The following is a 25,573-nucleotide window of genomic DNA, read 5'->3' on the forward strand; positions in this document are numbered from 1 at the left end:
GTTGAGGGCATTCGGGGCGCATGCGATACAAAGGCGGAAGGGAGATCACCATGCGCGCGATGTATTACGAAGCCTTCGAGGCGACACCCGAGATCCGCACCCTGCCCGACCCGACGCCGACGCCCGGCGGCGTGGTGATCAAGGTGGAGGCGACGGGGCTCTGCCGCTCCGACTGGCACGGCTGGATGGGCCATGACCCGGATATAAGCCTGCCGCATGTGCCGGGCCATGAGCTTGCCGGAAAGGTGGTGGCCGTCGGCAGGAATGTGCGCCGTTTCCGCGAGGGCGAGCGGGTGACGGTGCCCTTCGTCTCCGGCTGCGGCCATTGCGGCGAATGCCGCTCGGGCAACCAACAGGTTTGCGAAGAGCAGTTCCAGCCCGGCTTCACCCATTGGGGCTCCTTCGCCGAACTCGTCGCCATCGATTTTGCCGACCACAATCTCGTGCACCTGCCGGACGCGATCGACTATGCGACGGCCGCCAGCCTCGGCTGCCGCTTCGCCACCTCCTTCCGCGCCGTCGTCGACCAGGCGCGCGTGACGGGCGGCGAATGGGTGGCCGTGCACGGCTGCGGCGGGGTGGGCCTCTCCGCGATCATGATCGCCGCCGCGCTCGGCGCCAATCCCATCGCCATCGACATTTCCGCGGAGAAACTGGACTTCGCCAAGAAGATGGGCGCCGTCGCCACCATCAATGCGCGCGAGGTCGCCGACGTCGCGGAGGTCGTGCGCGAGATCACCGGCGGCGGGGCGCATGCCTCGGTCGACGCCCTCGGCTCGCCCGTCACCTGCTTCAACTCGATCCGCAACCTGCGCCGGCGCGGGCGGCACGTGCAGGTCGGCCTGATGCTCGCCGACCATGCGACGCCCCAGATTCCCATGGCCCAGGTCATCGGCCACGAACTGGAAATCTACGGCAGCCACGGCATGCAGGCCTGGCGCTACGACGCCATGCTGGCAATGATCGAAAGCGGCAAGCTCACCCCGCAACGGCTGATCGGCCGGCATATCAGCCTGGAGGAAGCCGTGCCCGCCCTGACGGCGATGGACAAGGCAACCGACCTCGGCATCAGCGTCATCACGCGGTTCTGAAAGGGGCATCCTTCATCCCGCTGCCACGCCCTTCTCTGCCTGCGGCAAGGCCGTCGCATATGGAGTGCGACGTTGCCCCATCCCCTTCTCCCCCGCGGGGAGAAGGGGATGGGGGACGGTTTCCTTCCCTGTACGATGGCCCTGCTGCGGACAGAGAGAAGAAAGGGAGGCGAAGTTCCTCCCAACCAATACGCGTTCGGGAAGGGGAAAAGCGCGCCACCATTTCCTTCTTCCCGTTTACGGGGAGAAGGTCGCGGCAGCGGGATGAGGGGCGGGCGCCAAATAATTTGACATTCCCACGTCGATGGCGACCAATCGCCGTCGACAATGCCAGAAGGAATCGCCGCCCATGTCCCATGCCGCCTATGTCTTCGACGCCTATGGCACGCTGTTCGACGTGCACGCGGCAGTGCGCCGCCATGCGGGGGATGTCGGGCCGAACTACCAGATCTTTTCCGAGATCTGGCGGGCCAAGCAGCTCGAATATTCCTGGACGCGGGCACTGATGGGCGCCTATGCCGATTTCTGGCAGCTCACCGAGCAGGCGCTCGACTATACGTTCAAGCGCATCGGCGGCGTCGATCCGACGCTGCGCCAGAAGCTGCTCGACGCCTACTGGAAGCTCGACTGCTATCCGGAAGTGCCGGCCGTGCTGAAGGCGCTGAAGCAGCGCGGCGCGCATATCGCCATCCTCTCCAACGGCTCGCCCGCCATGCTGGCCTCGGCGGTGAAGAACGCCGCGCTCGACACCGTCATCGACGACATCTTCTCGGTCGATGCGCTGAAGACCTACAAGACCGCCCCCGCCGTCTACGATCTCGTGACGACGAACTACCGGCTCTATCCGAATGCCGTCTCCTTCCAGTCCTCCAACCGCTGGGACATTGCCGGCGCGACGAAATTCGGCTTCCGCACCGTCTGGATCAACCGCAGCGACATGCCGGACGAGTATTTCGACCTCGGTCCCGCGCTGATCCTGCCGTCGCTCGAAAGCCTCTGAACGGAGCCGCCATGGCCTGGTCCGCCGCGCAATACCTGAAATTCGAGGACGAGCGCACCCGCCCTGCCCGCGACCTGCTGGCACAGGTGCCGGCCGACCTTGTCGCCGGAACCGTCTACGACCTCGGCTGCGGGCCGGGAAACTCGACAGAGCTGCTGGTGGAGCGCTTTCCCGGCCGGGGCGTGCGCGGCGTGGACAATGCCGGCGACATGCTGAAGGCCGCGCGCCGGCGCCTGCCCGGCGTCGATTTCGTCGAATGTGACCTTCTGAAATGGCGCCCGCACGAGCCGGCTGCCCTGCTCTTCGCCAATGCCGCCTTCCAGTGGCTGCCCGATCCGGTGGCGCTGATGGCGCGGCTGGTGGAGGGCTTGCGGCCCGGCGGCGTGCTGGCCGTGCAGATGCCGGACAACCGCAACGAACCCTCCCATCTCCTGATGGAGGAAAGCGCTCTTGCCGGCCCCTGGCGGGGCGCTCTTGCCGAGGGCACGCCACGGCGCGGTCCGATGCCTGATCCGGCCGCCTGTTTCGACGCGCTCGGCCCGAAGGCCGCCCGCGTCGATGTCTGGCACACCGTCTACAACCATCCCATGGCGGATGCGGCCGCCATCGTCGACTGGGTGAAGGCGACGGGCCTGCGTCCCTATCTCGACCGCCTGCCGGCCGGAGAGCACGACGCCTTCCTCGCGGACTACGAGAACCGGATCGCGAATGCCTACCCGCCGATGGCCGACGGGCGCCGGCTGCTGCGCTTCCCGCGGCTCTTCATCGTCGCCGTCAAGGGCTGATCATCGCCCCGCGCGGAACCTCTCCTTGAGTCTCGCGATGTCCGCCGCACTCCAGTCCGTCACGTCCGTCACGGCGATCCACGGATCGACATAATGCTCGCCGGCATAGACATGGCCGAGCCCCATCGGCGTCGTGGTCGCCATGGCCATGTCGAGCGTCAATTGCAGGAAGGTGACGACCGGATACCATTCGAAATCCGGCGAGACATCCGGCCCGCGCGGCACGGCCATCCAGGCCGGCTGCCGGTAGAAGGCATAGGGATCGTAGAAGGTGATCGGGTCGCTGGCATACTGCAGGTAGACGATGCGCATCGGCCCCCAATGGTCGCCCACCGCAGGCAGCACGTTCTTCTGGCTGGTGAAGCGCACATAGGAACCGTCACGGAAGCGCGGCAGCCAGGCGGGCGTGCCGGGATTGCGGTCCGCCGTCATCTTGCGCCAGATGCGGCTCGGAAACGGCGGGCCGGCCCACAGCGCCCCCTGGTAGGGATCGCCGATCACCTCGAAGAGTTCGGCCGACTGTTCCGACGACAGCGCGCCGAGGCTGAGGCCGTAGAGATAGAGCTTTGGTCTCTTGTCCTTCGGCAGGCTCGTCCAGTGGCCGTAGACCGCGCGGAAGAGCGCCCGCGCGGCCTCGGCGCCGTAATCCGGCTCGGCGAGCAGCGAAAGCCAGCTGGCGAGATAGGAATACTGGATGGCGACGCTGGCGATGTCGCCATGGTGCAGGTACTCGACCGTGTCGATGCCCTCCGGATCGATCCAGCCGGTGCCGGTCGGCATGACGATGACGAGCGTCGCGCGCTCGAAGCCGCCGACACGGATCAGCTCGTCGAGCGCGACCTTTGCCCGCGCCTCCGGCGTCTCGGCGGCGTTGAGGCCGGCATAGACGCGCAGAGGCTCCATCGCCGGCCTGCCCGTGAAGGCGGCGATGTCCTCTCCCGTCGGTCCGCTCGCCACGAAGGAGCGGCCCATGCGGCCAAGCTCGTCCCAGCGCACCAGCGAGGCGGTGCTGCCGGATTTTCTGAGATCGGAAGGTTCGGCCGTGTCCGGCTCGATCACCTGGTCGAGCCGGCGGAAGGAGGAATCGGCCGTGTGCAGCACGAAGCGCACCAGAATGCCGTCGGCCAGCGTCCAGAATAGCGTCGCGGCCAGCGCCGTGCCGATGACGGAGGAGAGCCGCCGCGGCGCCGCCCGGCGCGAGGTCCTCGCGAACAGCCGGGCGAGAAAGGCGAAGAGCCGCCCGAGGCCGAAGAGCACGAGAAAGACGGCGAGCGCGATGAGCCCGACATAGAAGGGATGCGCCGTCTCGATCGGCGGCAGGTGCATCAGCGTGCGGATGGAGTTCTGCCACTCCGCCGTGCGCCAGAGGAAGACCAGCGCCACGACGCCGCAAAGGCCCCCCGCGCCCGCGGCAAGCCAGAGACGGACCCGGTCCTTCGGCTCCGGCAGCTCGAGCCAGAACCACAGCGCGGCAAGCGCCACGCCGAGCCCGTAGCCGCAGGCCATGGCGACGCCCGAAAGCACGCCCTGCGTGACATAGGTGCGCGGCAGGAGGCTCGGCGTCAGCGAGGCGGCAAAACACAGCGTACCCAGGATCAGCCCGGTGGCGGAGAAGGAGAGGACGAAGCGCCAGAGCCGATCCCGCATGACTACCCTTCCGTCGTTCCATTCACCTTGCACGGGCAAGCCTTGCACGGCGGCGGGAGCGAGGCAATCCGCACGCCGGCTCGTGTTCGGCAAAAGCCCCCGCATCCACAGGCCAAGACCGTCGCCCTTGCCGGCCGTTCGCGGTAAGCTCCGGCGGTTTCGGGAGGAGAGCAGAATGCGCAAGGAAAAACCGGCGGACAGCCCGGATGCCTATGTCGTGGCCCTCGACGGCTGGCGACGCGAGACCGTCGAGAGGCTGCGCGCCGCCGTCCTTGCCGCAGGAGCGCTGGAGGAGCGCATCAAGTGGGGTCACATCGTGTGCTTTTCCAACGGCCCGGTGCTGTTGATCCGCGCCGAGGCGGCCCGCGTGCTCTTCGGCTTCTGGCGCGGCAAGCGGCTGCGCGAGATCGAGCCGCGGCTGAAACCCGGCGGCAAATACGAGCTGGCGACGATGGTCTACGTCGAGGGAGATCCTGTGGATGCGGCGGTCGCCGAACGGCTTGCGAGCGAGGCGGTGCACTTGAACGCCGAGATCGGTGATCCGACGAGGAGTTCCTAGAACAGTTCCAGCCGAAGCGAAATCGCTTCAGCGTCGGATAATGGTTCTAGATGAGTTGTGGGCCGCCCCTCTTCTCCGAGCTGTCTTGTAGCACTGCCATCTCTCCTCCGTCATCCTCGGGCTTGACCCGAGGATCCATGCTACGAACTCAAGCTATGCCGCGGGACGTGGGGATCCTCGGGTCAAGCCCGAGGATGACGGAGGAGAGGTGTGTGCCCTGATTCCATAAACAAAAAAGCCCCGCGACCTCTCGGTCACAGGGCTCGTTTCATCTCACCGTCGCCTCAGCTGTCGAGGAACGAGCGCAGCTTGCGCGAGCGGCTCGGGTGCTTCAGCTTGCGCAGCGCCTTCGCCTCGATCTGGCGGATACGTTCGCGCGTCACCGAGAACTGCTGGCCGACCTCTTCGAGCGTATGGTCGGTGTTCATGCCGATGCCGAAGCGCATGCGCAGCACGCGTTCCTCGCGCGGCGTCAGCGAGGCCAGCACGCGGGTCGTCGTCTCGCGCAGGTTCGCCTGGATGGCGGCGTCGATCGGCAGCAGCGCGTTCTTGTCCTCGATGAAATCGCCGAGGTGGCTGTCTTCCTCGTCGCCCACGGGCGTTTCGAGCGAGATCGGCTCCTTGGCGATCTTCAGCACCTTGCGCACCTTTTCAAGCGGCATGGCGAGCTTTTCGGCAAGCTCTTCCGGCGTCGGCTCGCGGCCGATCTCGTGCAGCATCTGGCGCGAGGTGCGCACGATCTTGTTGATCGTCTCGATCATGTGCACCGGAATGCGGATCGTGCGGGCCTGGTCGGCGATCGAGCGGGTGATCGCCTGGCGGATCCACCACGTCGCGTAGGTCGAGAACTTGTAGCCGCGGCGATACTCGAACTTGTCCACCGCCTTCATCAGGCCGATATTGCCTTCCTGGATGAGATCCAGGAACTGCAGGCCGCGGTTCGTGTACTTCTTGGCGATCGAGATCACGAGACGGAGGTTGGCTTCCACCATCTCCTTCTTGGCGATGCGCGCCTCGCGCTCGCCCTTCTGCACCATGTGCACGATGCGGCGGAATTCCGAGATGGAGATGCCGGTCTCGGTGGCGAGATTCTGGATCTCCTGGCGGATGTCGCGGATCGTCGTGTTCTCGCTCTTGGCGAATTCCTTCCAGCCGCGGGCCGCAAGGTTGGCGATCGACTTCATCCAGTTCGGGTCGAGCTCCGCGCCGTTATACTGTTCGAGGAACGAGTCGCGCTTGACGCCGTAGCTCTCGGCAAGGCGCAAGAGGCGGCCCTCGTTCTGCACGAGGCGCTTGTTGATGTCGTAGAGCTGCTCGACGAGGCTGTCGACGCGGTTCTGGTTGAGCGACAGCGACTTGACGGCGGTGATCAGCTCGTCCTTGAGTTCCTTGTAGCGGCGCTCCTGGGCGGGCGAGAGCGTGCCGGTCGCCTGCAGGCGGGCTTCCACCTGCTGGTCCTGCAGCTTGCGCAGCTTCTTGTAGGTCTCGGCGATCGTGTCGAGGGTCTCCATGACCTGCGGGCGCAGTTCCGCTTCCATGGCGGCGAGCGAGAGGTTCGACTCGTCGTCGTCCTCTTCCTCCTCCTCCGGCGGCAGGCCTTCGCCGCCGACATTGGTGATGTCGTCGTCGTTGGCGGCACGGGGCTTGCGGGTCTTTTCCTTCTCCTCGGCCGCCTTGCGGTCGGCCTCGATCTTCTCCGGCGACTGGAACTGCGGGGCAGCCTTCGCCTCGGGACCGGAATAGGTCGTCTCGAGATCGATGATCTCGCGCAGGAGGGTCTGGCCCTCGTTGAGTTCATCCCGCCAGATGATGATGGCCTGGAACGTCAGCGGGCTCTCACAGAGGCCGGCGATCATCGTCTCGCGGCCGGCTTCGATGCGCTTGGCAATGGCGATCTCGCCCTCGCGCGACAGGAGCTCGACGGAACCCATCTCGCGCAGGTACATGCGCACCGGGTCGTCCGTGCGGTCGGTCGGCTCCTTCTTCTTGGCGGTCGCAAGCGCGGTGCCGCCGGAAGCGGCCAGCTCCCCGCCTTCGCCCTCGTTGTCGTCGTCGCCGCCGTCTTCCTCACCGCCCTGGGCCGCCTCTTCGGCGTCCTCGTCCTCGATGACGTTGATGCCCATGTCGGAGAGCATGGCCATCGTGTCCTCGATCTGCTCCGAGGTCACTTCCTCGGACGGCAGGACCGAATTCAGCTCGTCCATGGTGACATAGCCGCGCTTCTTGGCGGCCTTGATCATCTTCTTGACGGCATCGTCGGAAAGATCGAGAAGAGGGCCGTCGGATGCGCCTTCGCGTTCGTTTTCGACTTCCTCGTTCTCTTTGACCTTTGTCGCCATTTATTTCGTCGCTTTCCTGAGCATCAGTTTCCAAGCGGTTAGGGGCTCCGCGCCGATCGCCTTCCGGCGTCGTTAGCGCGAATCAGCGTCCCTGACCTAACGGATTGACAATTAAATCCCGATTAACCACATCCCGGCCCTCGGGCGTGTGGCGATGTTGCCGAAGCAACACAATTGACATGACTTCCCGATCCGCCGTACCCATTCCTTCTCAGCCAACAATGGTGATTCCCAGAATTTTCGGTTACGTCAAGCTTTTCCGGCAAAAAAGCCGGAAAAGGTTCCGATTCGGGTTCGCGGACAGGAAAGTCGGCGGATCCGGGCGATTATCCCTCATGTAGGCGCCCTTCAGAAAAAGACAAGGGCCGCCAATCGCCCGGAAATCAATGTCTTGCGCCGACCGATTCGCCCTCCCGGTCAAAAAGAGCGCCCGTCGACCTTGTTGATCGTCAGGGCCTCCAGATCGATCGCCGGAATACAGCGCAGATTGACCGCCGCCATCCTGTTTCCTTTCGGGTCGCTTCCCTCGCCATAGGGCGCGATGCCGCACTTGGCGCAGAAATGATGCTGGATGACATGACGGTTGAAGGTGTAGGTCGAGACATCCTCCTTCGGCGTGGTCAGGCGCAGGTTTTCCGCGGGCACGAAGGCGAGCAGGCCGCCGCGTCGGCGGCACATCGAACAATTGCAGTCGAGCCCGCTATCGAACTCGCCCTCCACCTCGAAGGCGACGGCGCCGCAGTGACAGCTTCCCTCGTATTTCATGTCCAGACCTCCTGTTAATTCCAGTCCATGACGACCTTGCCGGAATTGCCCGAGCGCATCGCCTCGAAGCCGTCACGGAATTCATCGATCCTGATGCGATGGGTGATGATCGGCGCAAGATCGAGCCCGCCCTGCACGAAGGCGATCATCTTGTACCAGGTCTCGAACATCTCGCGGCCATAGATGCCCTTCAGCGTCAGCATCTTGAAGATCACCTTGTTCCAGTCGATGCCGAAACCGTCGGGCGCGATGCCGAGGATGGCGATCTTGCCGCCATTGTTCATCGTGTCGATCATCGAGCGGAAGGCCGGCGGCGCGCCGGACATTTCCAGGCCGACATCGAAGCCCTCCGTCATGCCGATCTCGGTCATCACCTGCGAAAGGTCCTCCTTCGAGGCGTCGACGACATGATCGATGCCGACCTTGCGGGCGAGATCGAGGCGGACGGGATTGATATCGGTGATCACGACCTTCCGCGCGCCGGAGCGCTTTGCCACCATCGCCCCCATGATGCCGATCGGCCCGGCACCGGTGACGAGCACGTCCTCGCCGACGAGGTCGAAGGACAGCGCGGTGTGCACGGCGTTGCCGAACGGGTCGAAGATCGCCGCCACCTCGTCGGGAACATCATCCGGGATCGGCACCACATTGTGCTCGGGAATGCAGACGAATTCTCCGAACGAACCCGGCCGGTTGACGCCGACGCCCTTGGTATAGTGGCAGAGGTGCCCCCGGCCGGCGCGGCAATTGCGGCACTTGCCGCAGAAGATGTGCCCCTCGCCCGAGACCCGCTCGCCGACATGGTACTTGGTGACGGCCGAGCCGATCTCGGCGATCTCGCCGACGAATTCGTGGCCGACGACCATCGGCACGGGGATCGTCTTCTGCGCCCACTGGTCCCAGTTCCAGATATGCACGTCCGTGCCGCAGATCGCCGATTTCTTCACCCGGATCAGCACGTCGTTCGGGCCGACCTCCGGCACCGGAACATTTTCCATCCACAGGCCGACTTCAGGTTTTGCTTTAACCAGCGCACGCATCATGTTCGACATGACGAAATCTCCGCAAGGGATTCAGACGATTCTCTAAATGACGCCCAGTTCACGCCCGACTTCGGCAAAGACCTCGATCGCCTTGCGAACGTCCGCCTCGCCATGCGCCGCCGACATCTGGGTGCGGATGCGCGCCTGGCCGCGCGGCACGACAGGGAAGGAAAAGCCGATGACGTAGACGCCCTTCGCCAGCATGCGCGAGGCCATTTCCTGCGCGAGGCTCGCATCGCCCAGCATGACCGGGATGATCGGATGCCCCTCGCCCGCAAGCGTGAAGCCGAGCTTCGTCATCTCGGCGCGGAAGAGATCGGCATTGGCATAGAGGCGCTCGCGCAGCGCATCGCCATTGTCGATGAGATCGAACACCTTGAGCGAGGCGGCCGCGATGACCGGCGCCAGCGTGTTGGAGAAGAGGTAGGGCCGCGAGCGCTGGCGCAGCCACTCCACAACCTCCCGCCGGCCGGACGTATAGCCGCCGGAAGCACCGCCCAGTGCCTTGCCGAGCGTGCCGGTGATGATGTCCACCCGCCCCTCCACGCCGCAATGCTCGGCCGAGCCGCGGCCATGTTTTCCCACGAAGCCGACGGCATGGCTGTCGTCCACCATGACCATCGCGCCGTATTTTTCCGCAAGGTCGCAGACGCCCTGAAGGTTGGCGATGATGCCGTCCATCGAGAAGACGCCGTCCGTGGCGATCATCTTGAAGCGCGCGCCTTCCGCCTTCTTCAGCTCCTCCTCCAGGCTCGCCATGTCGTTGTTGGCATAGCGGAAGCGCTTCGCCTTGGAGAGCCGCACGCCGTCGATGATCGAGGCGTGGTTCAGCGCATCGGAGATGATGGCGTCCTCCTCGGAAAGCAGGGTCTCGAAGAGGCCGCCATTGGCGTCGAAGCAGGAGGAATAGAGGATGGTGTCCTCCAGCCCGAGGAAGGACGAGATGCGCGCTTCCAGCTCTTTGTGCTCCTCCTGCGTGCCGCAGATGAAGCGCACCGAGGCCATGCCGTAGCCGTAGCGGTCGAGCGCCTGCTTGCCGGCCTCGGCCAGGTCCGCGTTGTCGGCGAGGCCGAGATAGTTGTTGGCGCAGAAGTTCAGCACGCGCTCGCCCGAGGCGACGGCGATCTCGCCGGCCTGCTTGGAGGTGATCACGCGCTCCGACTTGTAGAGGCCTGCGGATTTGAGGCCGTCGATTTCGGACTGGAGATGGGCGATGAAGGCGGAGGTCATGGGCACGCACTCGCGGAAATGATGGAAAGGTTCAGGCGGCGACGGCTCAGGCCGCGCTCGCCGCATAGGCGCCGATCAGTTTCTCGTAGTCCTCCATCGGCGGGAACTTTTCATAGCTGTGCGCGGCCGGCGTCTGCGCCCAGGCGAGCTTTTCGCTTGTATAGGTCTCGATGAACGGGCTGTACCAGCCGGTCTCGTCCAGCATGGTCGGCCGCACATTGACGAAGAAATCGAACCCGGCGGGCCGGGTGAACATCCAGGTCATGCAATCCGGGCAGAAATGATGGCCGGCCTCCGCGCTCGCCCCGGCGACGGCGGGATCGCCCGCGATGACGGCAAAGCCCTCCGCCGGGATCGCCGCGCTCAGCGAATAGGCGCTGCCCGACATGCGCTGGCAGCCGGTGCAATGGCAGGCCATGGTGAGCATCGGCGGCGCGCTGATGCGGATTTTCACGCGCCCGCAGCGGCAGGCGCCGTCGAGCGGCAGGTCCGGTCTTTTCATGGGCACGGCTCCCCTTCCGTTAAACGCCGGCTTGTCGTTCTGATCATGGTGCCGGCGAATTGCTCCACTGCGATAGTTCTAGCGCAGCGGAAAGCGACGTAAAGGGTTTGCGCCGCTCTTTTCGCCGTTTCAGGACCGTTCGCAGGCGATCAGCAGGAACATCGGCCGGTTGAGCTCCACCTGCCATTCCGGATGTGCCGCAAGCTGCACCTCGCTCGGCTGCCATTCCTCGACATGGCGGATGGAAAAGCCGGCGGCGATCAAGGCATTGAGGGTCGTGCCGAGCGTACGGTGGTGCTTGACGACGCCCTTGGCGAGCCAGTCCGTCGTGCGCGGGCCTTCGACGAGATAACCGTCGACCGGCCAGACAGTCCGGCCGTCGATCTCCGCCCAATCCGGCCGGGACGGCGCCATGTAGAGCGGATGCTCGATGGTGAAGACGAAGGAGGCGCCCGGCACCAGCGCGGCATGGACGGTGCGCACCAGCCAGCCGAAATCCGCGATATAGTGGAAGGCGAGCGAGCTGTAGGCGAAATCGAAGGCCCCGGCCGGCAATTCCAGCCGGTCGAGATCGGCAATCTCGTAGCGGACGGCGGGAGACGCCGTCTCCGCCCGGGCGCGGGCGATCATGTTCTCCGAGAGGTCGAGGCCGAGCACGCTTTCCGCCCCCGCCTCCGCCGCGTGGCGCGCGAACCAGCCAAAACCGCAGCCGAGATCGACGATGCGCTTGCCCGCAAGGTCCGGCAGCAGCGCGCGCACCGCCTCCCACTCCGCCGCGCCTGCAAGGCCATGCACCGAACGGGGAAGACTGGAATAGCCCTCGAAGAAGGCGGGCTGGTCGTAGATGTTCTGGGCCATGGCGATCCTTTCGCACCGGAGATAGCGCCTTTTTGCGAAAGGACAAAGTCGTGCATTGCCGCGGGCCTGGCGGCCGCAGGGTTGACAGGACAGCGCTTGCCCTGTCCGGTGGCGGCGCGAAAGGATTTGGGCCATGACGATACTGGAAAGATTCTCCCAGAAGGGCCGCGTGGCGCTCGTCACCGGCGGCGGCCGCGGCCTGGGTTTCGAGATCGCCAAGGCGCTGGCCGAGGCCGGCGCCCATGTGGTGGTCACGGGCCGCACGGCCGCGACGCTCGACGGGGCGGTCGAGAGGATCGCGGCAGCCGGCGGCAGCGCCGCCGCGGCAGCCTTCGACATCGCCGACCGGACCGCCCAGCGCGCCGTGCTCGCCGGGATCGAACAGGCGCACGGCCGGCTCGACGTGCTCGTCAACAATGTCGGCGCCCGCGACCGCCGGCCGCTGTCGGAGATGGACGACGCGGCGATCGACGAATTGATCCGCACCGACCTTTCCGCCGCTGCGAGCCTCTCGCGTGACGCCGCCGCGCTGATGAAGCGCAACGGCCACGGGCGGCTGATCGCCATCACCTCGATCGGCGGCCATGTGGCCATGCCGAACGACGGCATCTACCCCGCCGCCAAGCACGGCCTCACCGGCCTCATGCGCAGCATGGCCGTCGAATACGCCCCGCACGGCATCACCAGCAACGCCATCGCCCCCGGCTGGTTCGCGACGGAAACCAACGCGGCGCTTGCCGCCGACGAGGGCCTGATGCCCTTCGTGCGCCAGCGCATCCCCGTCCAGCGCTGGGCCCGCGCCGACGAGATCGCCGGCGCCGCCCTGTTCCTCGCCAGCGACGCGGCATCCTTCGTCAACGGCCATGTGCTGGTGGTCGACGGCGGCATGACCGTCCGCATGTAGCGGCCGGGCCTGCGCCTCATCCGGCTTGCCGCGCCGCGGCCGCCTCCAGCGGCGCGATGTCGAGCTTGACCATCTGGAGCATCGCCTCCGTCACGCGCTTGACCTTCGCCTGGTCCGGATCGCTCATCAGCTCGCCGAGCCGCGTCGGCGCGATCTGCCAGGAAAGGCCCCAGCGGTCCCTCAGCCAGCCGCACTGCTCCACCGAGCCGCCGTCCCGCAGCGCATCCCACAGCCGGTCGAGGTCGCCCTGCGTCTCGCATTCGACCATGATGGAGAAGCTGTGGTTGAACGGGTCGAGCGGGCCGGCTTCGATCGCCATGTAGCGCTGGTCGCCGAGCGTGAAGCTGGCGATCTTCACGCTGCCCGGCGGACCGCTCGGCGTTTCGGCCGGAAGCGACGAGACCCAATGGACCGAGGAGCCGGGAACGAGCGACGTGTAGAAGCCGATCGCGGCCTCCATGTCCTTCTCGAACCAGAGATGCTGCGTAACCTTCATCGGACTGTCCTCCTTGCTTGAACCCACACAAGGACGAGGAGGACCGGAACGTTCCGACAGCGGCGCTAAAAAATCAGCCGCTGAATTCGTCGATGACGGCGAGGAAGGCGTCGCCGAACCGGTCGCGCTTGGAAACGCCGATGCCGGGAATGTCGAGCAGCTGCTCCCGGTCGCGCGGACGCTCCCTGGCAAGCGCGATCAGCGTCGTGTCCGGGAAGACGACATAGGGCGGCACGTCGAGGTCCTTGGCGATGGACAGCCGCTCGGCGCGCAGCAGCTCGAAGAGCTCGCGGTCGGAGCCCGCAAGGTTGGAGCGTTCGCGGGCGGCAGGAGAGCCGCCGGCCTTGCCCTTGCGCCCCGCCTGAGGGCGATCCTTGCGCAGGAGGACCTGCCGCTCGTGGCGGAAGACGGCGCGCGCCTCGGGCTCCAGCTTCAGCGCGCCATAGGCGGCGTGGTCGACGCTGATGAGGCCGGCCGCCAGAAGCTGCCGGAAGATCGACTGCCAGACGCGCCCGGCAATGTCCTTGCCCGCCCCGAAGACCGGCATGGAGGTGTGGCCGAAGCGCTCGGTCTTCTCGTTGACCGCGCCCACCAGCACGTCGATGACATGGGCGGCGCCGAAACGCTCGCCGGTGCGGTAGACGGCGGCGAGCGCCTTGATTGCCGCCTCCGTGCCGTCCCAGGTCTCGACCGGGTTGCGGCAGGTATCGCAATTGCCGCAATGGCCGGAATGGCTTTCGCCGAAATGCGCCAGGATGGCCTTGCGCCGGCAGCCGGCCGTCTCGCAGATGGCGAGCAGCGCCGTCAGCTTGGCGCGCTCGATGCGCTTGACCTCCTCGGACGCCCCGCCCTCGTCGATCATCTTGCGGCGCTGCACGACGTCGGCCATGCCATAGGCCATCCAGACCTCGGAGGGCAGGCCGTCGCGCCCGGCGCGCCCCGTCTCCTGGTAATAGGCCTCCACCGAGCCCGGCAGGTCGAGATGGGCGACATAGCGCACATCCGGCTTGTCGATGCCCATGCCGAAGGCGACCGTCGCGACGAGGCAGAGGTTCTCCTCCTTCAGGAAGGCATCCTGGTTGGCGTCGCGCACCGCGCGGTCGAAGCCGGCATGGTAGGGCAGCGCGCGAACGCCCTGCGCGTTCAGCCAGTCGGCCGTGTCCTCCACCTTGGCGCGCGACAGGCAGTAGACGATGCCGCTCTCGCCCTGGTGGCGCGAGAGGAAGCGCAGCAATTGCTGGCGCGCCTGGTCGCGCTCGGCGATCTCGTAGGAAATGTTCGGCCGGTCGAAGCTGGTGGTGAAGACCGCCGCGTCCTGGAGGCCGAGGCGCTCGATGATGTCGCCGCGGGTGTGCGGATCGGCCGTCGCCGTCAGCGCGATGCGCGGCACGCCGGGATAGCGCTCGCCGAGAACGCCGAGCGCCCGGTATTCCGGCCGGAAATCATGACCCCATTGCGAGACGCAATGCGCCTCGTCGATGGCGAAGAGCGCGATGCGCGCATCGGCGACGAGCTCGGCAAAGCCTTCCGTGACGATACGCTCGGGCGTGACGTAGAGGAGATCGAGCTCGCCCGCGCGCATGGCATCGCGCACGGCGAAGAATTCCTCGCGCGTCAGGGAGGAATTCAGCGCGGCAGCCCTGACGCCGAGTTGCTTCAGCGCCTCCACCTGGTCGCGCATCAGCGCGATCAGCGGCGAGATGACGATGCCGACGCCCTCGCGGCAGAGCGCCGGGATCTGGAAGCAGAGCGACTTGCCGGCACCGGTCGGGAACAGCACGACGGCATCGCCGCCGCCGACCACATGCTCGACCACCGCCTGCTGCTTGCCGCGGAAGGCATCATAGCCGTAGACGCGCTTGAGCACGTCGAGCGGATCGTCCGTCGGCGCATCGAACAGGGCGGCAAGGGGGGTGGAAGGTCGGGCTTCGATCATCATCTGCACTTTCGTTCCCCCCATTCTGACCAAGCGGGCGTGGTTCGGCAACCGCCCGCGCGCCGACGTCCACCGCTCAATAATGTTCTTGATTTGTTCCAATTTCAAGATAAGGTTGCAAAAAACCGACATGGGAGAGGCAGGAATGGATGTCTATGCAACCCTCGGCACATCGGACGCCGCGGCCACCACGCCCTTTTACGACGCCGTCCTCGCGACCATCGGCTGGGCCGTGCGGGCGGATTATCCGGGATTGCGCGGCTACACCAGAGGCGGCGGCCCCGACGGCTTCATCCTCTGGCTGTGCACGCCCTTCGACGGCGCGCCGGCAAGCCCCGGCAACGGCACCATGATCGGCTTTCCCGCCGCCTCGCATGACGAGGTGGGGGCCTTCTATGCGGCTGCCCTCGCCCATGGCGGAACGGACGAAGGCGCGCCCGGCCCGCGCCCGCATTACGGCCCCAACTGGTATTCCGCCTATGTCCGTGATCCGGTCGGCAACAAGCTCGCCATCGTCTACGACGAATGAGGACCGGGACGGCGGCTACTTGCCTGCCGGCCCCTTCACGCGGCCGGAGAGCACGCCGAAGCCCTCGATGATGGCTTCCTGGTTCTCCAGGCGCACGGTCTCCATCTGCACCTCCTGCAGCGCGCGAAGGATCTGGGGGACCCGTTCGCCGTCGCCCTCCTCGGTCGCCACGGCAAGCTCGCGCTCCAGCTCGCGGCGCTGCCAGAGCAGGGCGCGGGTGCGCTTGTGCAGAGCGAGTGCCTGGAGGAAGCCCTCGCGGGCATCCTCGGGCGCGGCCTCCGCCGTCGCGGTCCACAGGCGGGAGTTGCGGATCTGCTGGTCGAGCCCGCGCAGCAGCGTGTCGAAGCCTGCCGCCTCCAGTTCCTCGACCAGCCGGTCGCGTTCCAGCCGGGCGCCGACGGAGCCGGCAATGCCGAGCAGCGCCGACCAGAGCCGCTGCAGGTCGCGGTTCTCGTATTCGATGATGGCGATCTCGTCATAATCGCTGAAGAGCAGGCCCGGATGATTGACGACGGTGAGCGCCAGCACGCTTTCGCGCAGCGCCGGCAGCTCCTGCGCGCCACGCACCAGCGCCGAGCGCGCCAGCCGGTCGGAAATGCCCGAAGAGACGGACGTGCCCTGCGGCGCGCCGCTTCCGAGGCGTTGCCCCGCACGGCCTCTGCCGGCGACAAAGCCGCCCTGCCGTTGCGCGGGGCGGAAGAAGGCGTTCAGCCGGTCGCGCATGTTCTGCTGGTAGTGGCGGCGCACATCCTCGTCGGCGATCACGCCGGTGACCTGGCGCAGGCGCGCCTCGAGCGCCGCCCGGCTTTCCGGCGTCTCGAAACTCACACCCTGCACCTCGCGGCTCCAGATCATCTCGGCGAGCGGCCGGGCGCCTGCCATCACCTTGTCGAAGGGCGCGCGGCCCTCCTGGCGCACGAGGTCGTCCGGGTCCTTGCCGTCGGGCAGCAGCGCGAAGCGCACGGTGCGCTCCGGCTTGATGAAGGGCAGCGCGAGGTCGGCGGCGCGGTTCGCCGCGCGAATGCCCGCGCCATCGCCATCGAAGCACAGCACCGGCTCCGGCGTCATCTTCCACAACAGGTCGAGCTGGTTTTCCGTGAGCGCCGTGCCGAGCGGCGCAACGGCATTCTCGATGCCGGCCTGGTGGAGCGCGATCACGTCCATATAGCCTTCGACGGCGATCACCGTGCCAGCGGTCTTCTCGTCCTGTCCGGCGCGGCTCGCGCCCTGCGCGGCCTTGCGGGCCCGGGCGTGGTTGTAGAGTACGTTGCCCTTGTGGAAGAGCTCGGTCTCGTTGGAATTGAGGTATTTTGCCGGCGCGTCCGGCGACATGGCGCGCCCGCCGAAGGCGATGACCTTCTCGCGCACCGAGAGGATCGGGAACATGATGCGGTCGCGGAAGCGGTCGTAGGAGACCGGGATGTCCGGCCCGTGCACGACGAGGCCGCAAGCCTCGATCGCCTCCTTCGGCACGCCCTTGCCGGCAAGGAACTCCTTCAGCGCATTGCGGCTTTCCGGCGCATAGCCGAGCCGGAAGGTCTCGATGGTGCGCCCCGTCAGGCCGCGGTCGCGCAGGTAGGCGCGCGCCTTCGCGCCGGCCGGCGTCTGGAGCTGGTCCTCGAAGAAGCGGGCGGCCATCTCCATGACCTCGACGAGGCCGGTGCGCTCCTTCTCGCGCTGCTCGGCCTCGCGGTCGGGCTGCGGCATGGCGACGCCCGCCATGTCGGCGATCTGCTGCACGGCCTCCGGGAAGGACAGGCCGTCAAGATCGGTGAGGAAGCGGAAATGGTCGCCGGAGACGCCGCAGCCGAAACAATGGTAGCGGCCCTTGCGGTCCTCGCAGTGGAAGCTCGGCGACTTTTCGCCATGGAACGGGCAGCAGGCCCAGTAGTCGCCGCGCGACACATTGGTCTTGCGACGATCCCAGGTCACGCGTTTGCCGATCACCTCCGAAATGGAGACGCGGTCGCGGATCTCGTCTAGGAAGGCATTGGAAAAGCGCATGGGTCCCTCGGTCGGGGTCCATATAACCATGCGCGGCGCCCACCGCCAGCGATAGTCGCCTGCCCACAGCAATTCACAGGCACCGTCAGAAGCCCATGTCCGGCGCATAGAAGCAGCGCGGCGTGTCCTCGGTCGGGTAGAGACAGAGATGGTACTCGCCGTCCTGCGAGCGGCGCGTCATGTCCTGCGGCATGAGGAAGATGTGGCTGCGGGTGGCGAGGCGATGGTCGCCGGGCGCCAGCGTCACCCGGTAGCCGCCGGCGATGATGCGCACGGTGGTGGCGGGAATCATCTGGCAGTCACCGTTATGGCTGTTGCCGTTGCAGCAGAAGGCCTCGTACTGCCAGCCGCTCGCCGCGTCATGCGCGACGGCCGGCCCCGCAACAAGGAGCGGCGCGAGGGAAAGAAGGAACGTCAGACGCATCGGCTCGGCCTCCTTGGACGGCCACCGGGGCATTCAACGCAAAACATATCCGGCGGCATCGCATGCACTTCGCCGGGGCGAGCCGATGGGCGATCGCCGCCGCATCGTCGGGCTCCTGTTGACCGATACAACGGCAATCGGCGCGTTTGGTTCCCGCCGATTGCCCGGCATGCGTGCCGCGACGAAACCCACCCGCCGAACAGAAAGGGCGGCCGAAGCCGCCCCTCGTCCGGATAATGTCGTTACCGGCCTACTTCAGGAGGTCCTTCACCACGCCGGAGGCCTTGGCGAAATCCATCTGGCCGGGATAGCGCTCCTTGAGCACGGCCATGACCTTGCCCATGTCGCGCAGGCCCTGCGCGCCGATTTCGGCGATGGCCGCGGCGATGAGGTCCTTCATCTTGTCCTCGGCGATCTGCTCGGGCAGGAAGCTCTCGATGACCTTGATTTCCTCGCGCTCCTGCGCGGCGAGTTCCGGCCGGCCGTTCTCGGAGAAGATCTTGGCCGATTCCTCGCGCTGCTTGATCATCTTGGCGAGGATCTGCAGCAGTTCGTCGTTCTCGACCGGCCCCTTGCCGACACCGCGGTTGGCGATGTCGCAGTCCTTCAGCTTGGCCTGGATCAGGCGCAGCGTGGAGACACGGCAGGCATCCTTGGCCTTGAGTGCATCCTTGAGGGCATTTGCGATCGTATCGCGCATCATTTTCTCCATTGGAAGCCGCCGGCGCCGGATGCGCGGCTGGGCTTCGATCATCGTTCGATTGTGCATGCTCATAGACCGGCAAAGGGCCTGCCGGCAAACGGATTGCGCAAGCGATTGAATCTCAACGCTTTATAATTCCACGCAATCCACAGGCAACGGTTGACCCCGTCATCCGCTTTGTCTATTTTCCGGCACCTGCACGAAAATCGGCAATCAGGGCGAACCAACGCGGGCTTCCGCGCGCCTTTGCCTGCGATCTTAAATGGTGCCCGGTCCATCGGCTTTCAAGCCCGGGGCCAGGCGCCGGAAACGGGATACTCATGACCTCGACCCCCGCATGGACCACTGAAAAGCCGACCGCCCTGCTCGTTCTCGCCGACGGCACCGTCATCGAAGGCAAGGGCATCGGCGCCACCGGCAAGGTGACCGCAGAAGTCTGCTTCAACACGGCGCTGACCGGCTACCAGGAAATCCTCACCGACCCGTCCTATCTCGGCCAGATCGTCACCTTCACCTTCCCGCATATCGGCAATATCGGCGCCAATGACGAGGACATCGAGGACCTGACGCCCGCCGCCCGCCACGGCGCCGTCGGCACGATCTTCAAGGCCGACATCACCGATCCTTCCAACTACCGCGCCGCCAGGCATCTCGACGGCTGGCTGAAGGCCCGCGGCATCATCGGCCTTTCCGGCATCGACACGCGCGCGCTCACCGCCTGGATCCGCGAGAACGGCGCACCGAACGCGGTGATCGCCCACGACCCGAACGGCGTCTTCGACATCGAGACGCTGAAGGCGGAGGCGAAGGCCTGGAGCGGCCTCGTCGGCCTCGATCTCGCCAAGGTCGCCTCCTCCGGCCAGTCCTCGCGCTGGAGCGAGAAGCCCTGGGTGTGGAACGAAGGCTACGAGGACCTCGCCGAGGGCGACGTGAAGTACCACATCGTCGCGCTCGACTATGGCGTCAAGCGCAACATCCTGCGCCTCTTCAGCGGCCTCGGCTGCAAGGTCACCGTCATGCCCGCAACCGCCAGCGCCGACGACGTGCTGGCGCTGAAGCCGGACGGCATATTCCTCTCCAACGGCCCGGGCGATCCGGCGGCGACCGGCGAATATGCCGTGCCGGTCATCAGGAGGCTGATCGACACGGGCATCCCGATCTTCGGCATCTGCCTCGGCCACCAGATGCTGGGCCTTGCCGTCGGCGCCACGACCGAGAAGATGCATCAGGGCCATCACGGCGCCAACCACCCGGTGAAGGACCACACGACCGGCAAGGTGGAAATCGTCTCGATGAACCACGGCTTTGCCGTCGCCTCCGCCTCCCTGCCCGACGGCGTGGAAGAGACCCACATCTCGCTGTTCGACGGCACGAATTGCGGCCTGCGCCTTGCCGGCAAGCCGGTCTTCTCCGTGCAGCACCATCCGGAGGCCTCGCCAGGTCCGCAGGACAGCCACTACCTCTTCCGCCGCTTCATCAACCTGGTGCGCGAGAAGAAGGGCGAAGAGGCCATCCCCGAACGGGCGTAAGCCGTCGCCGATACCTCGCCTTCGTCATGGTCGGGCTTGACCTCGGCCATCCACGCCCCACCCGCGGCTTGGTTCCTCGGGTCGAGCCCGAGGATGACGGAGTGCTTGGAGCGATGTTTGCCGCCAAACTGAAGCCCCGGATATGGTCCGGGGCTTTTCTTTTTCCGAAGGAAGCCATTCCGTCGGGGAAGCATCCTGCGCGCAGTAGAGCAACAGGTCGTCATAATCGTTTCAATCCACGCTCCCGGAAGGAAGCGACCGAGAGGCTCAGGCGAGCCGATCGCCGCCGCGCTGCTTCACCAGCCGGTAGAATCGCCAGTTGAGCAGCACGGACGCCGCAGCGAGACCGGCGAGGAAGCCGAACCAGACGCCGATGCCGCCGAAGCCGGCCGGGAAGGCGAAGAACCAGGCGGCAAGGAAACCGATCGGCCAGTAGGAGATGACGGCCATGATCATCGGGATGCGCGTGTCCTTCAGGCCACGCAGCAGGCCGGCGGCGATCGCCTGCAGGCCGTCGACGAGCTGGAAGATGCCGGCAATCACCACGAAGGGGCCGGCGATCGCCAGAACGGCAGCGGAATCCTTGCCGGCCTTGTCGAGGAAGATCGAGGCGAGCGTCGTCGGGACGAGGGCGAAGAGGATGCCGCCGGCGACCGCGATGATCGCGGCGATGATCAGCACCGCCCAGGCGGCGCGCACGACGCCGAGATGATCGCCGCGCCCATGCGCCACGCCGACACGCACCGTGCCGGCCTGCGCCAGGCCGAGCGGGATCATGAAGGCGATGGAGGCGAGCTGCAGCGCGATGCCGTGGGCGGCCAGCTCCAGCGTGCCGATATTGCCCATCAGCAGCGAGGCGCCGGTGAAGAGGCTGACTTCCGCCAGCATGGTCAGGCCGATCGGCAGGCCGAGATGGACGACCTCGCGGAAGGCCGGCCAGTCCGGCCGCCAGAAGCGCACGAAGAGCTCGTAGCGGCGCATTTCCGGGCGTGACTGGATATAGGCCGTCAGCAGCACGAAGCTCAGCAGGTTGACGCCGAGCGAGACGATGGCCGCCCCCTCGATGCCCATGGCCGGGAAACCGAAACGGCCCAGCACCAGCGCATAGGCGAAGAAGGCGTTGACGGTCAGGATGACGATCGTGACGTAAAGCACGATGCCGGCCCGGCCATGCGCGCTGACGAGGCCGCGCAGCGTCATGAAGAGCAGCCCCGGCGCCATGCCCCATTGGGCGATCTTCAGGTAGCTGCCGGCCAGCGCCGCCACTTCCGGCTTCTGGCCGGCATAGAGCAGGATGCTTTCGGCATTGTAGAAGAGCGGCACCATCAGCATGGAATAGAGCAGCACCACCCACATGCCCATGCGCACCGCACGGCGCACGGAAACCGCATCGCCGCGGCCATAGGCCTGCGCCACCATGGGCATGACGGCATTGGCAAAACCCGAGCCGAGGATAAAGATCGTGAAGAAGAACTGGCTCGACAGAACGATCGCCGCCAGATGCGCGGCGCCGAGGCGGCCGAGGATGACCACGTCCGTCGTGTGAATGCCGAGCTGGGCGAGCTGCGCGCCGATCAACGGCACGCCGAGGGTGAAGGTCGCCCGGAAATGGGCGCCCCAGCGGTTGTCCTCGCGGTGCGGTGCCATGTGCATGATACTTCTCACTTTCGCATCGCTTCGGATCACAAGTTCCCGCCGCGATCAATCGAATAGATTTGATGCTTTCATCAAAAACGCCGTAATCCGGCTCCGTGCGGCGCTCGCGGGCGGAATTTTCGTCCGGATTTCCCGTTTTGAAAGCGCTTCAGGCCCTTTCCGCCGCCAGATTCCCGCTCGGACCCGCTCCGGCACCACGCAGCTTCACGACGAAGATCACGAGGCCGATGAAGAGCATCACGGCCGCGAGCGCGAAAGGCGCGCCGGCAAAGACGACCGGCGCGGCCGGCCCCGTGAAATGACTGAACACCTGGGTGAAGATCAGCGGGCCGATGATCGTCGTGATGCTGGAAACGCTCGTCAGCGCCCCCTGCAATTCGCCCTGCGCGGAAGGCGGAACGCGGGCCGAGGCGATGGAGCGCAACGGCGGATCGGCCAGGCTTTCGAGCGCCGTCAGCACGATCACCGCATAGATCATCCAGCCGTGGACGGAGGCGGCGTAGCCGGCAAGGCCGAGCACGGCGAAGGCGAGGCCGACGACGGCCGTGCGGAACTCGCCGAGCCTCGGCACGACGCGCGGCAGCACGAAGGCCATGACGATCGCCCCGCCGACCCCGAAAACGCCGAGCGACAGCCCGATCTGCCCCTCGCTCCAGCCGTAGCGCAGCGCCGAGACGAAGGACCAGACGGAAGGATAGACGGCATGCGCCAGCCAGTAACAGAAGAAGACGAGGCCGACCCACATGACGCCCGGATAGTTGCGCATCTGGAGGAGCGCGCCGAGCGGATTGGCGCGGGCAAGCTCGAAGCGGCGGCGGTGGGCCGTCTCCAGGCTTTCCGGCAGGAGGAAGCAGGCCGCGACGAAATTGAGGAAGGCGAGCACGGCCGCCCCGTAGAACGGGATGCGCGGGCCGAACTCGCCGAGCAGCCCGCCGATGACAGGCCCCAGCGCGAAGCCGGTGCCGAAGGCGATGCCCATCAGCCCGAAATTCTTCGCCCGCGTCTCGTCCGTGGAGACATCGGCGATATAGGCGGCGGCCGTGCCGAAGCTGGCGCCGCTGATGCCCGCCAGCACCCGGCCGACGAACAGCATCCAGTAGCTGGTCGCCAGCGCGCAGATGAGGTTGTCGATGGCGAAGGTGAGGATGCAGGCGAGCAGCACCGGCCGCCGGCCGAAGCGATCGGAGAGATTGCCGATGAAGGGTGCGAAGAGGAACTGCATGCCGGCATAGACGAGCAGCAGCCAGCCGCCGTCGATCGCCGCCTGGCTGATATCGTCGCCCGTCAGCTCGCGCAGATAGGTCGGCAGCACCGGCATGATGATGGCGATGCCGATCACGTCGAGGAACATGATCATGAAGACGAGAAGGAGCCCGCGCCGGGTGGACCTGGCATCGATCATGGCTTCACCCTTGGTAAGGATAGCGGCCCGGCACGCGCGGGCGAAATGTCAGGCGAAAACTTCTATTTCACTTTTTGCCGTGAAACAATCCGTGAACATTGCAATTTTTTGATGAATTAGTCGCGATCCGCTGATGAAAGGCCTCATTCCGGCCAGGGATGCGCCTTCACGAAATCGACGAAGGCCCGCAGCGGCGCAGGCATCAGGGTGCGGCTCGGATAGTAGAGGAAGGGGCCGGAAAAGGTCTGGATCCAGTCGGGCATGACGACCTGCAGCGCACCGGAGGCAAGGGCCGGCGCCAGGAATTCCTCGAAGGTGCAGACGATGCCGAGGCCCGCCGCGGCGGCATGCTGCTCCACCTCGTTCGATTCGGAGATCAGGCAGGCCGGCGGCATCAGCGAAACCTTCTCCTCGCCCCGCTCGAAGGCCCAGGGCAGCACATGGCCGCTGGCGAAACGGTGCAGGATGCAGCGGTGCCGCATCAGGTCGCGCGGATGTTCCGGTGCCCCGTGCGCCTCGATATAGGCGGGCGCGGCGGCCACGACGAAGCGCTGCCGGCGCGGGCCGATCGGCACGGCGATCATGTCCTGGTGCAGCGCCTCCTCATAGCGGATGCCGGCGTCGAAACCCTCCGCCAGCACATCCACCAGCGCATCGTTGGACGCGACCTCCAGCGTGATGCCGGGATAGGCCTTGAGGAAGGGCGTGGCGATCGGCGGCAGCACGAAGCGCGCGACGATGCCGGGCACGTTCAGCCGGAGGCGGCCGACCGGCCGGTCGCGCAGGCTGTTCACCCCGTCGATCGCCGCCTCGACCTCGGCCAGCGCCGGCGCCAGCCGCTCCAGGAGGCGCGCACCGGCATCCGTCAGCGTCACGCTGCGCGTCGTGCGGTTGAAAAGGCGAAGATCGAGCCGCCCCTCCAGCCGCCGCATCGCCTCCGACAGCGCCGAGGCGGAGACGCCGCGCAGCTTGGCGGCGGCGCGGAAGCTCTTCACCCGGGCGATGGTGACGAAGGCATCGAGATCGGCAAGGGGAATCTGGCTCATTGTTCGAAAAACCGCACGACTTGTTCGGGATGGATCGGATTATCGCACAACCGCGATGGCGGTAAAAGAGCATCGACCGAAAGGCAGCGAACAGGAGAAACCCCATGAAGACCATCACCCTCGGCAAGACCGGCCCCGTCGTTTCCACCATCGGGCTCGGCTGCATGGGCATGTCCGGCATGTATGGCCCCGCCGACCGGGCAGAAAGCATCGCCACCATCCATGCCGCGCTCGACGCCGGCATCACCCTTCTCGACACCGGCGATTTCTACGGCATGGGCCACAACGAGATGCTGATCGCCGAAGCGCTGAAGGAGCGCCGCCGCGAGGACGTGCTGCTCAGCGTGAAGTTCGGCGCGCTGCGCGGGCCGGACGGCGCCTGGAGCGGCTACGATTCCCGCCCCGCGGCGATCCGCAACTTCCTCGCCTACTCCCTGCAAAGGCTCGGCACCGACCATATCGACATCTACCGTCCCTCCCGTCTCGACCCGGCTGTGCCGATCGAGGAGACGATCGGCGCGCTCGCCGACCTCGTGAAGGCCGGCTACATCCGCCATATCGGGCTTTCCGAAGTGGGCTCGGAAACGATCCGCCGGGCGGCGGCCGTCCATCCGATCGTCGATCTGCAGATCGAATATTCGCTGATCTCGCGCGGCATCGAGGACGACATCCTGCCGACCTGCCGGGCGCTCGGCATCGCGGTCACCGCCTATGGCGTGCTGTCGCGCGGCCTGATCAGCGGACATTGGCAGAAGGGCGAAACGGCAGGCGGCGATTTCCGCACGCTGAGCCCGCGGTTCCAGGAGGGCAACATCGACCGGAACCTGGCGCTCGTCGAGGCCCTGCGCCGTGTCGCGGAGGAGAAGGGCGCCACCGTCGCCCAGCTCGCCATCGCCTGGGTCGCCGCGCAGGGCGCCGATATCGTGCCGCTTGTCGGCGCCCGGCGGCGCGATCGCCTGGCCGAGGCGCTGGCTGCGCAGCAGGTCGCGCTCACCGAGGCCGATCTCGCCGCGATCGAAGCCGCCATGCCGAAGGATGCCGCCGCGGGCGAGCGCTACCCGGCCGCCATGCTGGCGCATATGGACAGCGAAAAGCGGGCCTGAGGCCATGGGACGGGCTGCGGCC

The 25,573-nt window shown here is 66.3% G+C and carries 23 protein-coding genes; 8 read left to right on the plus strand and 15 right to left on the minus strand.

Going from position 1 to position 25,573, the window contains the following annotated elements; all coding sequences use genetic code 11:
* Window positions 1-50 precede the first annotated feature (50 nt).
* From AABF56_RS11480 to tam, 3 genes are all read left to right on the plus strand, one after another.
* Window positions 51-1,091 (plus strand): zinc-dependent alcohol dehydrogenase family protein, encoded by a 1,041-nt coding sequence (locus AABF56_RS11480; protein WP_272806022.1) that lies wholly within the window; start codon window positions 51-53, stop codon window positions 1,089-1,091.
* A 349-nt stretch (window positions 1,092-1,440) separates the two neighbouring features.
* The gene (locus AABF56_RS11485; protein ID WP_244766946.1) at window positions 1,441-2,091 is read left to right on the plus strand and encodes a haloacid dehalogenase type II; all 651 of its coding nucleotides are present in this window, start codon (window positions 1,441-1,443) and stop codon (window positions 2,089-2,091) included.
* A gap of 11 nt (window positions 2,092-2,102) precedes the next feature.
* Window positions 2,103-2,876, plus strand: coding sequence for a trans-aconitate 2-methyltransferase (tam, locus tag AABF56_RS11490; protein ID WP_272806023.1), 774 nt, complete (start codon window positions 2,103-2,105; stop codon window positions 2,874-2,876).
* Here tam and AABF56_RS11495 read toward each other — a convergent pair whose 3' ends face one another.
* Window positions 2,877-4,523, minus strand: coding sequence for an alpha/beta hydrolase (locus AABF56_RS11495; RefSeq protein WP_272806024.1), 1,647 nt, complete (start codon window positions 4,521-4,523; stop codon window positions 2,877-2,879).
* Between the two features lie 175 nt (window positions 4,524-4,698).
* On the opposite strand from AABF56_RS11495, the gene AABF56_RS11500 reads away from it, so the two are divergent.
* Window positions 4,699-5,082: a DUF1801 domain-containing protein gene (locus tag AABF56_RS11500; protein WP_272806025.1), complete on the plus strand. Its 384-nt coding sequence runs from the start codon at window positions 4,699-4,701 to the stop codon at window positions 5,080-5,082.
* 284 nt (window positions 5,083-5,366) lie between these two features.
* Here the strand turns inward: AABF56_RS11500 and rpoD are convergent, their stop codons facing one another.
* The 6 genes from rpoD to AABF56_RS11530 all read right to left on the minus strand — a co-directional run bounded on the left by rpoD (window position 5,367) and on the right by AABF56_RS11530 (window position 11,819).
* On the minus strand, window positions 5,367-7,421 hold the full coding sequence (rpoD, locus tag AABF56_RS11505; protein WP_244766950.1) for an RNA polymerase sigma factor RpoD: 2,055 nt from the start codon (window positions 7,419-7,421) through the stop codon (window positions 5,367-5,369).
* 417 nt (window positions 7,422-7,838) lie between these two features.
* Window positions 7,839-8,186 (minus strand): GFA family protein, encoded by a 348-nt coding sequence (locus tag AABF56_RS11510; protein WP_272806026.1) that lies wholly within the window; start codon window positions 8,184-8,186, stop codon window positions 7,839-7,841.
* A gap of 14 nt (window positions 8,187-8,200) precedes the next feature.
* Entirely contained in the window at window positions 8,201-9,238 is a 1,038-nt protein-coding gene (tdh, locus tag AABF56_RS11515) for an L-threonine 3-dehydrogenase (RefSeq protein WP_272806027.1), read from the minus strand.
* Window positions 9,239-9,271: 33 nt separating this feature from the next.
* Window positions 9,272-10,459 (minus strand): glycine C-acetyltransferase, encoded by a 1,188-nt coding sequence (locus AABF56_RS11520; RefSeq protein ID WP_272806028.1) that lies wholly within the window; start codon window positions 10,457-10,459, stop codon window positions 9,272-9,274.
* A 46-nt stretch (window positions 10,460-10,505) separates the two neighbouring features.
* A complete protein-coding gene (locus AABF56_RS11525; RefSeq protein WP_272806029.1) occupies window positions 10,506-10,961 on the minus strand; it encodes a GFA family protein in 456 nt (151 codons plus the stop codon).
* A 129-nt stretch (window positions 10,962-11,090) separates the two neighbouring features.
* Entirely contained in the window at window positions 11,091-11,819 is a 729-nt protein-coding gene (locus AABF56_RS11530; RefSeq protein ID WP_272806030.1) for a class I SAM-dependent methyltransferase, read from the minus strand.
* 133 nt (window positions 11,820-11,952) lie between these two features.
* Between AABF56_RS11530 and AABF56_RS11535 the strand changes: the two genes are divergently transcribed.
* A complete protein-coding gene (locus AABF56_RS11535) occupies window positions 11,953-12,723 on the plus strand; it encodes an SDR family oxidoreductase (protein WP_272806031.1) in 771 nt (256 codons plus the stop codon).
* A gap of 16 nt (window positions 12,724-12,739) precedes the next feature.
* On the opposite strand, the gene AABF56_RS11540 is transcribed toward AABF56_RS11535, so the two are convergent.
* Window positions 12,740-13,219: a VOC family protein gene (locus AABF56_RS11540; protein WP_244766957.1), complete on the minus strand. Its 480-nt coding sequence runs from the start codon at window positions 13,217-13,219 to the stop codon at window positions 12,740-12,742.
* A 73-nt stretch (window positions 13,220-13,292) separates the two neighbouring features.
* Window positions 13,293-15,155 carry a DNA helicase RecQ gene (gene recQ / locus AABF56_RS11545; protein ID WP_272807494.1) on the minus strand — a complete coding sequence of 621 codons (1,863 nt, stop codon included), beginning with the start codon at window positions 15,153-15,155 and terminating at the stop codon, window positions 13,293-13,295.
* A gap of 145 nt (window positions 15,156-15,300) precedes the next feature.
* Between recQ and AABF56_RS11550 the strand changes: the two genes are divergently transcribed.
* Window positions 15,301-15,684, plus strand: a complete 384-nt coding sequence (locus AABF56_RS11550; protein ID WP_272806032.1) for a VOC family protein — start codon at window positions 15,301-15,303, stop codon at window positions 15,682-15,684.
* Between the two features lie 15 nt (window positions 15,685-15,699).
* On the opposite strand, the gene dnaG is transcribed toward AABF56_RS11550, so the two are convergent.
* The 3 genes from dnaG to AABF56_RS11565 all read right to left on the minus strand — a co-directional run bounded on the left by dnaG (window position 15,700) and on the right by AABF56_RS11565 (window position 18,812).
* Window positions 15,700-17,688, minus strand: a complete 1,989-nt coding sequence (dnaG, locus tag AABF56_RS11555; RefSeq protein ID WP_272806033.1) for a DNA primase — start codon at window positions 17,686-17,688, stop codon at window positions 15,700-15,702.
* A gap of 85 nt (window positions 17,689-17,773) precedes the next feature.
* A complete protein-coding gene (locus AABF56_RS11560; RefSeq protein WP_244766960.1) occupies window positions 17,774-18,112 on the minus strand; it encodes a hypothetical protein in 339 nt (112 codons plus the stop codon).
* A 250-nt stretch (window positions 18,113-18,362) separates the two neighbouring features.
* Window positions 18,363-18,812: a GatB/YqeY domain-containing protein gene (locus AABF56_RS11565; RefSeq protein WP_244766961.1), complete on the minus strand. Its 450-nt coding sequence runs from the start codon at window positions 18,810-18,812 to the stop codon at window positions 18,363-18,365.
* A 323-nt stretch (window positions 18,813-19,135) separates the two neighbouring features.
* Between AABF56_RS11565 and carA the strand changes: the two genes are divergently transcribed.
* Window positions 19,136-20,344, plus strand: a complete 1,209-nt coding sequence (gene carA / locus AABF56_RS11570; RefSeq protein ID WP_272806034.1) for a glutamine-hydrolyzing carbamoyl-phosphate synthase small subunit — start codon at window positions 19,136-19,138, stop codon at window positions 20,342-20,344.
* Between the two features lie 267 nt (window positions 20,345-20,611).
* On the opposite strand, the gene AABF56_RS11575 is transcribed toward carA, so the two are convergent.
* The 3 genes from AABF56_RS11575 to AABF56_RS11585 form a co-directional block, all read right to left on the minus strand.
* Entirely contained in the window at window positions 20,612-21,997 is a 1,386-nt protein-coding gene (locus AABF56_RS11575) for an MATE family efflux transporter (protein WP_272806035.1), read from the minus strand.
* 151 nt (window positions 21,998-22,148) lie between these two features.
* A complete protein-coding gene (locus tag AABF56_RS11580; RefSeq protein ID WP_272806036.1) occupies window positions 22,149-23,402 on the minus strand; it encodes a TCR/Tet family MFS transporter in 1,254 nt (417 codons plus the stop codon).
* 143 nt (window positions 23,403-23,545) lie between these two features.
* The gene (locus AABF56_RS11585; protein ID WP_244766965.1) at window positions 23,546-24,448 is read right to left on the minus strand and encodes a LysR family transcriptional regulator; all 903 of its coding nucleotides are present in this window, start codon (window positions 24,446-24,448) and stop codon (window positions 23,546-23,548) included.
* A 104-nt stretch (window positions 24,449-24,552) separates the two neighbouring features.
* Between AABF56_RS11585 and AABF56_RS11590 the strand changes: the two genes are divergently transcribed.
* Window positions 24,553-25,551 carry an aldo/keto reductase gene (locus tag AABF56_RS11590; protein ID WP_272806037.1) on the plus strand — a complete coding sequence of 333 codons (999 nt, stop codon included), beginning with the start codon at window positions 24,553-24,555 and terminating at the stop codon, window positions 25,549-25,551.
* Window positions 25,552-25,573 lie beyond the last annotated feature (22 nt).

Source organism: Shinella sp. WSC3-e (assembly GCF_945994535.1).
Lineage (GTDB): Bacteria > Pseudomonadota > Alphaproteobacteria > Rhizobiales > Rhizobiaceae > Shinella > Shinella yambaruensis.